We start from the raw sequence: 14,102 nt of genomic DNA, 5'->3' as shown, positions 1-14,102 counted from the left end.
ATGCTTGATTTTACGAAAACTAAAGACGCTAGTTAATAACAGTGACAAAATTTTTAACTTAGTGTTATTGGTCGTGATGGTTGCCATATGTTTTGTCTGGGCTATAGAGGAAAGCCTAGATGTGATTTTTGATTACGATCGTTATGGTTATATAATTAGTCTTGTAGTATTGCCTATTTGTTTTTGGCTGAGTTATTTTGCTAAAAACCCCCATATTGCTCGTGTTTTTACTTTTATCTATTTAACCTTGTATCTGCTTTCTCTTACCGTTATCACTTTTTTACAAGCTGCTAATTCTGGCACCATTTACAGCATAGCCTCAACGCTGCAGTGGGTGCCCATTATTTATATAGTGTCGTTTTTATTTTTGTCTAACAAACAAGCGATTTTGAGTGCTATAGGTATTTATTGCTTAATGTTGTTAATGTTATTTTTGGCTCATGCCGATGTATTTGAGCTTGAAAATACTGTATTGCAAGCTTTACTGCTCAATGCCGCATTTTCACAGGGAGTTTGCATTTTTTGTCTGTTTGGCATAGTCAAACTTAAAATGACCAAAGACGCATCAAACCTACGTGCAGAAAAAATGGAAAAAGCAGCCAACATTGACGGTTTGTTGGGCATAGGTAACAGGCGTATGTTGCAACGCAAGTTAAATACTATGGCTACAGATTACTCGGCGTTTTCATTGCTGTTGATAGATGTTGACCACTTTAAGGCAATAAATGATACCCACGGGCATTTAGTGGGTGATGACATATTGCGCGAACTGACTCAATGTATAGAAAATAGTTTACGGCCCGACGATACTATTGGTAGGTGGGGCGGTGAAGAATTTTTAGCCATAGCTAATGGCACTGAATTAGCAGTTGCTGAAGTATTGGCGCAAAGGATAAGGGAGGGGGTAGCGCAGCATGATTTTGCAACTGTTGGTCGCGTGACTGTTAGTATTGGTGTGGCACAATTTCACCCTGATAGATCCATTAGCCACACGTTCTCCAGCGCTGACAAAGCTCTATATGAAGCTAAACATGCTGGACGTAATAAGGTTGTGGTTGCCACGCAAGATTCAGATTGATATGAAACTTAGGAGTAAATGTAACTCGTCGAAGTGACTGGGTGAATTGATCAACATACTTTCGGTTTGTTTATTGCCAATGATGGATCTACAACTTTTTGGGCCCCCGGTAACTTGGGCTCTAGTGTTGCTAATGTTGAACAGCAGTCAATCAACTTAGCGCTACGTTATCGTTATGATTTATCTGAGCAATTGTCAATTGGCTGGACCGAGACTGTGCGTGATGCAGAAGGTTATTACAACTACATTAATGGCATTGATACTAAATATCAGCTAACGGATAAAGTCACCTTTCGAGCGCAAATATTGCGCTCTGATACTCTATATCCAATTGACTTATATAAAGAGTTTTGTGACGACAATTCAGACTCTGCCTATCAAGATGATGTGCAAACCACTTTAACCAAAAATGAACGTTCAGTATTTATGAAATTCAGTTATGCTTGGCTAAACTAGTGGCTCAACAAAGCTTGAAAATGGCCTAGTTTGGCCATATATCTTAAATTGCGGCGATTATAGCCGTGTCGAATAAGGAAGTCAGTTATGGAAGTATTACTCGATTATATTTTTACCGCACAAACTCTCGTTTTAGTGTTTGTGGTGGTGCTCCTCAAAACCTCCATTAAGTTTGTTCCACAAAACCGTGCTTATCTGATTGAGCGTTTTGGTAAATTTCAGTCAACTAAAGAAGCTGGCTTAAATTTTATTATACCTTTTATCGACCGTATTTCTGCGGATCGCTCGTTAAAAGAAAAAGCCGTAGACGTACCTGAACAAAGCGCCATTACTAAAGATAATATCTCTCTGTCAGTGGACGGTGTTTTGTATTTTCGAGTGCTTGATCCCTATAAAGCAACCTATGGAATAGACGATTACGAATTTGCAGTCACTCAATTAGCGCAAACTACTATGCGTTCTGAGTTAGGTAAAATGGAATTGGATAAAACCTTCGAAGAGCGTGATGTGCTAAATACTAATATTGTTTCGGCCATTAATGAAGCGGCTGGCCCTTGGGGTATTCAGGTACTTCGTTATGAGATCAAAGATATTGTGCCGCCGCAATCTGTGATGGAAGCCATGGAAGCGCAAATGAAAGCCGAAAGGGTGAAACGAGCACAAATTTTAGAATCTGAAGGTGACAGACAAGCGGCAATTAACCGTGCAGAGGGTGAAAAAGCCTCAGTTGTTTTGGCCGCTGAAGCCGACAAAGAAGAACAAGTTCTGCGAGCTGAAGGCGAAGCAAAAGCAATAGTTGCAGTGGCCACCGCACAAGCAGAAGCATTGCGTCAAGTGGGTGAAGCTGCAGCTACAGAAGAAGGGCAAAAAGCCATTCAGCTTGATTTGGCCACTAAAGCCATTGAAGCAAAACATGCCATTGCCAAAGAGTCTTCAGTTGTATTGTTACCTGATAGCTCCACAGAAGCAGCAGGTGTAGTGGCACAAGCCATGACCATTATTAATCAGTTAAATAAGGGGTAATCTATGGATTGGGCATTCAATAATTTAGCTGAAAGTTTGCTCATTCTCGGCATTCTTCTGTTAGCAATTGAAATTGCGGTACTGGGTTTCTCAACCTTTGTACTGTTTTTTGTCGGTTGCGCCGCAGTGGTAACCTCAGGTTTATTATATGTGGGTATTATCCCAGATACTTTGTTATCGGCAATGCTTAGCACTGGTGTTCTAACGGCATTATCAGCTGTTTTGTTATGGAAACCTTTAAAAAATATGCAAGCTAAGGTGGACACAACAAAAGCTAAAAGTGATTTAGTAGGTCATAGCTTTGTATTAGTAGAAGATGTCGCCCCTGAATTGACACCTGTATATCGCTATTCAGGTATCGACTGGAAACTAATTGCCAGTGAACATTTGGTCTCTGGTACTAAGGTGGAAGTGATAGAAGCTGATGTGGGGGTCTTTCACATTAAATCGATTTAACTAATTGATAAACAGCGATGTTAAGCTGGTTTTCCCAGCTTTTTCATTAATAATTATCAATAGTTGTGAAGACTTAACTTCTGACTACTTTAGGCTGAAGTTTAAAGCAAAAGCTTCTATTCTAAGGCGGACTTCTGTTGGTCCTGGTTCTTCGGCAGAGCAGTTTGTTAAACGCAGGCCTTCAAACCATAGTAGCTATCAATTACCCATTCGCGTGGCATGATTGATTCTCCTATTATTAACATCTTTGTGTGTCATCACGATTAAAACTGTGGGTACTTATTTTAAGGAAACACCCTCTGTTTCCTTTAAAAATAAGGTCGCGATTAACGTTAATATAAAAAACATCGAAATAAAGGCTACGGTGAAATTAAAGCTACTGCTGGCTAAAATCGAGCCAATGACTATCGGTGCAATAGAATTAGCAACCCGCTGAGATACCACACCTACGGCGGTACCATTTCCTCTATTTCGAGTATCGTACACTTCGCCTAACCATGTATTCCATACACCCCAAGCGCCGAGGCTGAAGAACGATAAAGTAAAATTCCAAAAATATAGTTCATTAACATTGGTTGATTTAGCCAAGGCAAATCCTGCAATAGCGGCCATAAACACGTAAATCACCATTATTTTTTTTCTTCCAAATTTCCCAGTTAAATAACTGGCGGATATATATCCGGGGAACATAAATAACGCAGATATGGCCAAAAATCCCAAACCTTCAGGTGTGCTGAGTCCTTTTTTACTGAGTAATAGTGGCATCCAACTGGCCATGGCCCAGTAGCCCCAAGAAAAGCAAAAGTTGATGGTTATTTGTAAAAATGTGGTTTTAGCTACAGCTCCTTTAAATAAATCTAATAAGTTGCCAGATGGAGATGAATGCTGTGTTTCTAATATCACTTGAGGGTTATTGAATTGCCCGTTACAAAGAATGGTTATGGATTGTGCAGCACCATCAGCATCATTTTTTTCTGCTAACCAATAAGGTGATTCTGGGACAAATTTCCAGATGATTATGGCCCACAGTGATGTGAATGCACCCATGCCAACTATAACGCGCCACCCCATTGGTTCTAGGGCAAAGGTAATACCGATAGCGATTAACACACCTACAGGCCAACCAGACGACAGATAAACCGTGGCTTTGCCTCTTGATGCAACAGGAACTATTTCTTCGAAATACGGAAATGTGACCACTAGGCTGCCGACTAATACCACACCACATAAGAAACGAGTCGCCCATAACATTTCATAAGAGGTTGAAAATGCACTGATGAGAGGGAATATCCCGTACAGAGCAAGACTTAATATTAAGGTTTTTTTACGCCCTATCTGCCCCATTAACCTGCCCCAAAACAAAGCGCCGGGGATCATGCCTAAAAATAAGGCAGAAATAAGGGAGCCCACTTGAGTAGTCGAAAGCTCAAATTCTTGTGCTATCGCGCCACTGTTGTAAATTAGGATCATCATTTCCCATGACTCGATGGCAAAAGCCATAAATAGGCACATACCTATCAACAAATGCTTGCGGTTGAAGTGTATTTTTGTGAACCATTCTCCAACGGTATGCTGCATTTTATCGGATACTAAATTTTGTGACATATTATTTTCTTATTTAAGGAGTTATAACAGGTGTGCACATCGAGTTTTATTTAGTTAACCAAATGGTACGAGTCGATATTAATCGCTGGTTCAAGCATCTCTTGATGTCCGGCTATTTTGTATAGTTTTTCTACTACTTCATATCCTTTAACTACTCCGCCAAAACAAGCAAATCCCTGTCCATCTGGGTGCCTGGTTCCTCCGAAATTGAGCGCGGGTTCGTCGCGCATACAAACGAAAAAGCTCTGATATGCCTCTCCCGGGTTGAACCTAGCTAATGATACACACCACTTCTTATGGGATAACCCACTAATCGATGTGCTTTCATGTTCAATAGTGGTGCGTAACTCGTCTAACTTTTTGTCACTACCCAGTTGCACGACATTAATGCGAGGTGCCGCTTGTTGATTTTTGTCTGTTAGCACACGAAATAAAGTGCCATTTGTTAATGTTCCACTCGACAGAAGTTGAATAAAGTAGGCGCACGTTATTGGCGCCTGCTTTACTTTTAACTCGATGACAAAATTACCAACAGAGGTCTCTACCGCGAAGTGTTGGTTAAATGACATGTCAGCTAACCCCATATACTTCTTTTGCTCGTTCAGGGGTAATGTAACCATTTTTTATATCCTGCAACACAGCTTGTTTAGGGCGTTCAGAAGGTTTTCCATAACCGCCACCGTTTGCAGTAAATACTTCAATCACATCTCCCTTATTTAAAGTTAATGCGGTACAAATTCTAAACCGTGTTTTTTTACCGTCCTTTTTTACTACATTGATGTAATTATGGGAGCCTCTTAGCCCGCCTTCCATGCCCCATGGTCCCACGCAAGATCTAACGTAAGCCATAGTAATCCACCAATTGTCCGCGAGGATTTTATAATATAATTTGATGCCTTTACCGCCGATAAATTTTCCTTCGCCTCCTGGCTCATCGTTCAGTTCAAGGCGTTCAATCATGATGCCATTTCTTTGTTCCGATACTTCAGCGGGCACGTTAAATGTATCGCCGTGGTAACCGGTATAAAGTGCATTCACGCCGTTTCTACTATTGCTTGCTCCCCAACCACCTATTTGAGGTTCGACAATTCCTAGGGCGGCACCTGTGTCTGGGTGTGGTCCACCCAAAAATGTCCCACAGATCGAAGCGTAGTGACCCGCTGGAAGTGATTCAGGTACTGCTGTGGCTAAGGCTTTCCATAATAAATCAAAGACCATGATGCTTGTTTCATAATAAACGCTCATAGCTGAAGGATATTTAGCCGCGAACATAGAATCGTCGTCTACCAATAAGCGAACTGGTTTAAAACTACCAGAGTTGGCAAATGTTTGTGGGCTGGCGATAGCTTTAAATATCATTTGCACATCAACCATAGTGGCATCAAATGATGCGTTGAGTGCATTGGCTTGTTGCGGCGGATTACCGGTCAAATCAACCAGAAATTCGTCTTTAGAGATAGTGATAGTGACTTGAATATCTAATTCGTCGTCGGTGACTTCACTGGCATGATAAACGCCTTCAGGGAGTTTATTTAAGGCTTTCCTAGATATTTTTTCAGCCAGCTGTATATAGTCTGCAATGGCATAATCTAATATGTCGGCACCATATTTTTCGGCTAAACCAAGAAATCTTTTTTCGCCTGCACGCATCGAGGCGATACCGGCCCAAAAATCACCAACAGTGGTTTCCGGTTGACGACTGTTGATCTCCATTATGTCAACTACTGCCTGATTTACGTTGCCTTTTTCTATGACTTTTATGCAAGGTAGTTGTAATCCTTCTTGATAAATCTCCGTGGCTTCTGCACTGATACTGCCGGGGAATGCTCCACCTACATCGACCCAATGGGCTTTGTTGGCTAACCATCCGATACGGGCACCTTCAAAAAATACCGGTAATATTAACACCACATCATTTAAATGGCTGACGCCGCCGTTATGGGGGATGTTGGTGATAAAAATATCGCCAGGATGAATAGATGTGTCGTCAAATTTAGCTCTGACTGATTGCACCCCGGGTTCAAGCATCCCAATAAATCCGGGAATGCCAGATCCTGAACTGGCAAGTTGACCATGTTTATCGAACATAGCCACACCAAAGTCTAGTACTTCGTAAATGACTGAGCTCATCGCCGTCTTTCTCATGGTGATAAACATTTCATCGGTAATAGCTTTCATTGAACTTTGGATTATTTCAATGGTAATAGGGTCAATATTTGGCTTAGTCATGGTTAGTCGCCTCCGTCTCTATATGCAGATTTCCGTAGTCATCAACAAGCACTTGCTGATTAGGTAACACAACAGTGGTGCTACCGGACTCTTCAATTATCGCTGGACCCGAAAAAGTCGCTCCGGCGAAGAATAAATCTCGATTGTAAATAGGTGTAACGAGTATGCCGGCACGATCAAAGTCAACCTGACGGGTTTCTTTTAGTGCATCTTCGATCAGACCTGATGAAGTGATTTTGGCCAACGAAGGGCGATCAACTTTTGCATAGGCGGTGACTTTATAGCTGACTAATTCTATGGCGTTAGTGAGTTCATAGGTGAACTTTTTCTTGTACTCATAATTAAAATTCGCTTTCAGTTTGATTATATATTCGCTAGATATATCGCTCCCCTCAACGTTCACTTGCACGGTATGTTCTTGACCGGTATAACGCATTTCTAGGAGTTGTTCGAAATATATATCCTGTTTTTGCACACCTTCTTTCTCATATGCTTCTATCGCCTCAGATTGCATGGCGCTTAGCGTATTCGAAATAGCGTTTGCATGTTCAACACCGAAAGTAACAGGCTGAGTACGAATGTAATCTCGGCGTAAGTCGGACATCAACATACCCCAAGCAGAAAAAACCGACGCATTAGCGGGAATGATGACCTTAGGAATATTGAGCTCAGCTGCCAACGTGCAGGCATGCATAGACCCTCCACCGCCAAAAGCGAGTAGAGCAAAATCTCTAGGATCATAGCCTTTATTGATTGAAATCAATTTTAGAGCGTTGCTCATATTATGGTTAGCAAGCTGAATGACGCCTCTTGCTGCTTCTATTGCAGTTAAACCTAACTTATTGCCCAAATTTTCAAATGCCTTGCGAACAGCTTCCATATCAGCAGTAATTTCACCACCAATAAAATAATTGGGGTTGATCCTACCCAGCATTAAGTTGGCATCTGTGGTTGTCGGCTCGGTGCCTCCATTGCCATACGCAACTGGGCCTGGGAATGCACCGGCACTCTGGGGGCCGACATGCATTTTATCGTATTCATCAACCCAGCCAATGGAGCCGCCGCCATTACCTATTTCAACAATATCGACCACTGGTGTCATCACCGGGTACCCCGCCGACAAGTCATCTTTTTCGATCATATATTGGTTGGTAATATTGACCCTTCCTTGGTCGATTAGTGAACATTTAGCAGTAGTACCGCCTATATCAAAGGCAATGATATTGTTTTCATTTATCAGTTTGCCCAGCGCAGCAGCACCTAACACACCACTGGCTGGCCCAGATTCGACAATAGATATAGGTGTTTTTTTCACCGCGTCTACTGTGTCGATCCCGCCGTTTGATTGCATTACGTAAAACGAACCATCAAATTCACGTTCTTTTAGTGCAGCTTGCATTTTTGTTAAATACTTTTCGGCAATGGGCTGCACGTAAGCACAAAGAGCAGCAGTGTTGGTACGTTCGTATTCTCGCCACTCTCTGGATATTTGATGAGATGCAACTAACGCCACCTCTGGCCATTCTTTGTTGATAAATGTTGCTACCAACTCTTCATGTAGAGGGTTTATATAACTATGCAAAAAGCATACGGCAATAGCCTCAACACCTTCTTCTTTAAACGCTTTGAGTATGGGGAGCAAATCTTGTGTATCAATCGGGGTTAGTATATTTCCCTTATGATCCATACGCTCTTGGATTTCGTGACGTAAATATCTGGGAATAAAAGGCTCGGGCTTTTGATATTGTAAGTTGAAAAAATCCGGTCTATTGCCTCGGGCTATTTCTAGTATGTCTCTAAACCCTTGTGTGGTAATTAAACCCGTCTTAACACCTTTTCTTTCCGTTAGGGCGTTAATCACTACGGTTGAACCATGAGCGAAAAATTTTACTTCATTGAGGTTTACTTTGGCTTTGTCAAAAGAGTCCATGACCCCCTGCTGAAATTCAGCAGGGGTGGTATGAGTTTTGACTGCTTTGATGTCAGTAGCGAGACCACTTTTCACGTCTACTGTGTAGTAGACAAGATCTGTAAAGGTTCCACCAATGTCACTTGCTGCACGTATCAACTTCATATATTTACCTATTTTTAAAATCTATATTTAAGTGTTTATTTTTCAGACTCTATAACGGATTAATCTATGAAGTTATATCTGAAATCTAGACGCCATATTGCTGGAGGCGCAGAAAAAGCAAAGCCTCCAGTGACATATTCAGCGTTATACTCTTCATCAAAAAGGTTATTAACTGACGCTGTTAAAGCCCAGGTGCCCTCGACATCTTCGAGTCCGAGCCCAAAATTAACTAAGTTGACTGTGTCTCTTTCAGTCAAGTTGGCAGGATCCCAGAATTGCTTACCACGTGATTCATAATCAGCTCGAGCAAATATGTCTAGGTTAGTGGTTAGGTTGGTACGATATTGTAATCCTGCATTGATGGTTGATTTCGGAACATATGGGGCATTATTACCCACGGCGGTTGGGTCAAGTTGATACTCTTTAACTTCACTGTCTGCATAGGCATAACCAAGATAACCTGTAAGTTCATCTGTGAATGCGTAGGCGGCTTCAAGTTCACCACCAGTAATATCGACTTCTTCAATACCCACTAATACTTGAGCACCCAAAACCCCAACAAATACGTAGAATGGCGCATTTTCAACATTCGTATTAAATAGTGCGCCAGCAGTCTTTAGATCACCGCCTAAGAAATCAGCTTTAAAACCAATTTCGAAAGTTTCAGTTACTTCCTTGTCTAATACATCAGGTATGCCTGTTAAGCCCAGTGCTTCTGCTGAAACACCAACACCGTTTTGATTGAATTGACCACTTCTGAAACCCTCACCCCAAGAGGTGTAGATAGATGCATCATTACTTAACAAGTAACGTAGGCTGACTTTAGGTTGGAAGTGAGAAAAGGTGGCTTTATTGACTGCTCCGGCTTCGCCGATTGCAAAAGCCAGGTTACCGTCAGCGTCATAACCACCCTGCTGAGGATCCACTATCTGCTCTCTTTCATCACGGTCATATCGACCTGCAAAAGAGAACTCAAGCTCTTCGGTTATGTCATATGCGAAGTTGAAATATCCTGCATAGGCGGTATTTTCATTATCATCTGCAGCATAAGTGCCTGTTGGATTAATTGCTCCGCCTAAAACAGGTGTACTAGTAATAGCAATGATACCGTTACCAAAATCAAGGCCAGTAGTAGAAGCAATAAAACGATCGGTAGATAAATAGTAAGCCCCAACCATCCATCTGAATGTTTGGTCATCATTGGACACAAAACGAATATCTTGGCTCAAGGTTGATATATCTACACTTTGTGTTTGAGTACCATCGGCAAAAGATAAACCTGGGTTGGCCGTGGTATTAGCGGTGTAAGGGAATTGATCACCACCACTTGATTGGTCGATAGTATCGTAGGCAGTCACGGCTTTTAAAGTGCCGAAGTCTGTCTCATAGTTTACTCGCAATGATAATTGGCTAACTTCACGCTCATCAAAGCCAAGGTTATTGGCAGACAGTCTTCTTTGTACAACATTTGAATCATTTATGTTGGTAAAACCATCCACTTCACCTGTAGTTGGGTCAGTGGTCACACCTTGAAAGGAAAATTGTAAGGCGTCGGCTGTGGTATCTGTGTAGCTGGCTCGAAGATCGATTTGTAGCTCATCACTGACAATAAAATTGAGATGACCCCGTAAGTTTAACTCTTCCTTAAAACCCACGTTTTGGCCTGTGGCGACATTCTCAAAAATACCATCACTGTCGGTATAATTTCCTGATACTCTGAATCGCACACTTTCACTGATGGGGCCAGTTATCGAGCCTTCAATTTTATATTCATCACCTCGGCCTATACCAGCTTCTACATAACCTTCTAAATAATCGGTTGGTTTCTGGGTATTAATTATGATGGCACCTTGTGTGGCATTTCGGCCGTATAGTGCTCCTTGTGGTCCCCGTAAAACCTCGATACTTTCAAGGTCGAATAATCCTTGGTCGAAGCTTCGAGCATTCGTCTGTAATACACCATCGACTATAACGGCTACAGGTGGTTCACCATTTCGTACTTGTGATACACCACGAATGGTAATGAAGTTTGTCCCCGCATCTTGTGAGTTAGCCATAGTGATACCTGGCGTTAGGCCAATAAAGTCATCTACGGCTTTAATTCTTGCGTCAGAAATTTCTTGAGCTGAAAAGTATTTTTCAGAGAGTGGCACTTCGATAATGGTTTCTTTTCTACCTCTAGATTCAACCACAATACGTTCTATCTCAGCGTTTTCTGTTTGTGGGCTTTGCTCTTGTGCCATCAAGCTCTGGGGGATCGTTAAAAGTGCAGCAGTGACGGAAAGCGATATTAACGTTTTGCGTTTGTGGAAACTTGAATTATTAAGCATGCCTTTTCTCTCTTTTTATTTATTGGTGAGAATTCTTTGTGTGTATCAGCCACTTAGGAATGTGTCAGACACCTAGAGTATTACAATCTAGGTCATAATCTTACAACTACCCTTATGGGGGGGCGGGGTAGGTAGGATGACTTTAGAAGTGACAAATGGTTTGCTAAAAAAAACTGATTGAGGTGTAATTAACACATAAAAAATAGGGGCTTTACGTTAAATCAATCATGGTTAAAAAGACCAACTCAATTTCTAGTCCAACCCCTTGGTTCTTTGGGACAAAGCTGTCACCGCCAAAGACAAAAAACTCTCTTATGCACAGAGGTTCTGCGTTGTCTTGTGTGGAAGAAGCGAGTCAATATCCCTTAGGCCTGATCACTGCCCCTGCGGGGTTTGGCAAGTCTTCAGTCCTGACACAATGGTACCAAACGTCATTAAAAAAAGGCAATGTTGTCGGTTGGGTATCACTGGATTACTCCGATTCAGATGTTAGGCGGTTTGCCAGCTACGTGATTATGGCTTTGGATAGAGCGGGTGTGGATATGGGGCAGTTAACTTTTGCTGCGGAACAATGTCTGGTTGAACTCTCAATAAATTCAATTGTGTCAAAAATAATTCATGCGTTGGTTAACACTAATGAAAGTGTTTTCTTGATCTTAGATGATTATTACCAAGCTGAGAGTACCGAAGTAAACCACTTCGTATCCATACTACTAGAACACGCCCCTGCTAATCTGCATATTATTCTAAGTTCTCGTTCACAGCCAGATATGCAAGTTGGCACTAAAGTGGTTAATGGCACAGCATTTGAAGTTGAAAAGCAGTCTTTATATTTTAGTTTAGAAGAAATAAAAGACTATGTGGGCGATGAGTACGGCGAAGACTGCGCTGAAATGTTATTGGATCAGACTGAAGGTTGGGCGGTAGCAATCCAGCTAGCGATAGTGGCAAATAAAGGCAACAAGGAAATCGTCAACCTTTTCAGTGGTAAGCAACAATATATTGTAAGCTACTTTACCGAGCAAATCCTCGATCGATCAACCCCGTTAGAAAAGAAGTTTTTACTTTGCACCTCTATTTTAGACAAATTTAATGTGGGCTTAGCCAAAGCGGTTTCTGGTATCGATGATGTACCTAAACTTATTTATGATTCAAAAAACATCCAATCCCTTATTGTCACTCTTGATAGAGAAGAAACATGGTTTAGATATCATCATTTATTTTCTGATTTACTGTTAAATAACTTAAAAAGAGACAGTGAGGAAACGGTTTACGACCTGCATGGCAAAGCGTCGTTATGGTTTGAACAATCCAACCAAATTGATGAAGCTGTCAAACATGCAAAACTATCTGGTGATGTAGACAGAGCAGTGTCCCTATTCCTGAAAGCTGGTGGTTGGGAGCTCGTTCTTTATGGCGGTGTCGGCCTGATGCGCAATTTGTTGCGTAACTTTTCAATGAAAGATTTTGAGCGCCATCCACAAGTGAGGCTGGCCTACATTTATCTAATGATGAAAGATGGGAATATTCAAGAGGCAGATGCACAGCTGAAAAAAATTCAGATAATTGACGAAGAAGTCGGTTTAGCTGCAGCACCGAAAAGAGATTTTTATGTACTTCATTCGCTTTTAAGCCTGTATAAAGATGATTACAGATCACCTGACTCAATATCCAAACTAGAAAGTGTTGCTAGTAAGCTGAATAGAAAAGATACCCTAGGACTAGCTATATTAAGGGCTTCCCTCACTCTATGCGCCCTTGCTTGCGGTAAATTTTTAATTGCAAAAAAAGCAGCACAAGCGGGGATTCAGGAGATGCGCCAAGCCGAATCTATTCTTGGTGTGAACTATCTTTGTATTCATTTAGGTCAAATTGAATTGCACCAAGCCAATCTAGATAAAGCGCAAGCGTATTTAATAGAAGCTGGCAACATGGCTGAAATCAATTTTGGTATTGATAGCCGTCTAAAAACAAATTGTGATATTAATATACAGGCATTAAATTTTTGGCAAGAACCGAGTCAGTTGGATCCAGTCAAAATGTTAGAATTGTTATCTAATGCCTGTGATACCGATGGGTGGTTTGAAATATACGCTTCAGGTTTTACATCAATAATCGAGAATTTGAGGATTTACGAAAACAAAGAACTCGCTTGGGAAGTCATTAATTTAATTACTTTGACGGCACGCAGCAGGCAAATTAAAAGATTAGCCGAACTAGAATTATCGCTTCGCTTGACCGCAGCACTTATTAGTCATGATGCCAATTTAATAATACCTCTAATTGAAGATGTTTCTAAAGAGGGGCTATGTTTGAATAGAGAGGATTATCGGTATAATTGGTTACCTTTTTGTGAAACTACGCTTTCCTTAGGGTCGGCTTATTTAGACGGTTATAAGACTGAAAATTTAGAAAGTCGCTTAGATATTGGGTTAGAAATAGTTCGCAGTATTGGGGCAACTTTATATTTAATTCGATTACTTGTTTTAAAAGGGATGTTGGATTTTTCCCAAAACGCCGTTGAAGCAGGTGTTGAACATATACTCGAAGCTGCGCAGTTAGCTGCGAGTGAGTCGATCAAAACCCCTTTTCTCATGTCTTCTCTCACCATGGATTTAATGCGTACTGCCATTGAGTCAAACGCTGGAAATTCAGGCAGATTGCTTGAAGTTAATTTTTTACGTTCATGTGTTGAACTCAATAAAAATCTCGAGTTGATACCTATGGGTGAGTTTCATACTATGGCGTTAAGCAAAAGGGAAATGGATGTGTTGAAAGATCTGGCTATGGGAAAAGCTAATAAAGAAATCGCCAGAAATCTAGGTATGACTGGTAATACAGTGAAATTTCA

General features: G+C 41.2%; 10 protein-coding genes. 5 read left to right on the top strand and 5 right to left on the bottom strand.

Translation table 11 applies throughout. The features are described from left to right. Positions 1 to 4 precede the first annotated feature (4 nt). The 4 genes from GARC_RS10720 (at position 5) to GARC_RS10705 (ending at position 3,013) form a co-directional block, all read left to right on the top strand. Positions 5 to 1,078 (top strand): GGDEF domain-containing protein, encoded by a 1,074-nt coding sequence (locus GARC_RS10720; protein ID WP_007619768.1) that lies wholly within the window; start codon positions 5 to 7, stop codon positions 1,076 to 1,078. Between the two features lie 66 nt (positions 1,079 to 1,144). Next, positions 1,145 to 1,534 carry a hypothetical protein gene (locus GARC_RS10715; RefSeq protein WP_039989354.1) on the top strand — a complete coding sequence of 130 codons (390 nt, stop codon included), beginning with the start codon at positions 1,145 to 1,147 and terminating at the stop codon, positions 1,532 to 1,534. 87 nt (positions 1,535 to 1,621) lie between these two features. Then, a complete protein-coding gene (locus GARC_RS10710) occupies positions 1,622 to 2,557 on the top strand; it encodes an SPFH domain-containing protein (RefSeq protein WP_007619766.1) in 936 nt (311 codons plus the stop codon). A gap of 3 nt (positions 2,558 to 2,560) precedes the next feature. Then, positions 2,561 to 3,013 carry an NfeD family protein gene (locus GARC_RS10705; protein ID WP_007619763.1) on the top strand — a complete coding sequence of 151 codons (453 nt, stop codon included), beginning with the start codon at positions 2,561 to 2,563 and terminating at the stop codon, positions 3,011 to 3,013. Between the two features lie 279 nt (positions 3,014 to 3,292). Here the strand turns inward: GARC_RS10705 and GARC_RS10700 are convergent, their stop codons facing one another. Genes GARC_RS10700 through GARC_RS10680 form a run of 5 tightly spaced genes read right to left on the bottom strand, consistent with a single transcriptional unit; the run spans position 3,293 to position 11,251 of the window. After that, positions 3,293 to 4,618, bottom strand: a complete 1,326-nt coding sequence (locus GARC_RS10700) for an MFS transporter (protein WP_039989352.1) — start codon at positions 4,616 to 4,618, stop codon at positions 3,293 to 3,295. A 50-nt stretch (positions 4,619 to 4,668) separates the two neighbouring features. Continuing rightward, positions 4,669 to 5,238, bottom strand: a complete 570-nt coding sequence (locus GARC_RS10695; RefSeq protein ID WP_052151491.1) for a peptidylprolyl isomerase — start codon at positions 5,236 to 5,238, stop codon at positions 4,669 to 4,671. Further along, positions 5,189 to 6,847, bottom strand: a complete 1,659-nt coding sequence (locus GARC_RS10690) for a hydantoinase B/oxoprolinase family protein (protein WP_007619758.1) — start codon at positions 6,845 to 6,847, stop codon at positions 5,189 to 5,191. The genes GARC_RS10695 and GARC_RS10690 overlap by 50 nt, the downstream gene beginning before the upstream one ends. Then, positions 6,840 to 8,921, bottom strand: coding sequence for a hydantoinase/oxoprolinase family protein (locus GARC_RS10685; protein WP_007619757.1), 2,082 nt, complete (start codon positions 8,919 to 8,921; stop codon positions 6,840 to 6,842). The genes GARC_RS10690 and GARC_RS10685 overlap by 8 nt, the downstream gene beginning before the upstream one ends. 59 nt (positions 8,922 to 8,980) lie before the next feature. Further along, entirely contained in the window at positions 8,981 to 11,251 is a 2,271-nt protein-coding gene (locus GARC_RS10680) for a TonB-dependent receptor (protein ID WP_007619756.1), read from the bottom strand. A gap of 314 nt (positions 11,252 to 11,565) precedes the next feature. On the opposite strand from GARC_RS10680, the gene GARC_RS10675 reads away from it, so the two are divergent. Further along, on the top strand, positions 11,566 to 14,102 hold a 2,537-nt coding region (locus tag GARC_RS10675), incomplete at its 3' end, for a LuxR C-terminal-related transcriptional regulator (protein ID WP_039989351.1).

Origin of the sequence: Paraglaciecola arctica BSs20135, assembly GCF_000314995.1 — a bacterium.
GTDB classification, from domain to species: Bacteria; Pseudomonadota; Gammaproteobacteria; order Enterobacterales; family Alteromonadaceae; genus Paraglaciecola; species Paraglaciecola arctica.
This window is presented reverse-complemented; position numbering and strand designations above follow the sequence as displayed.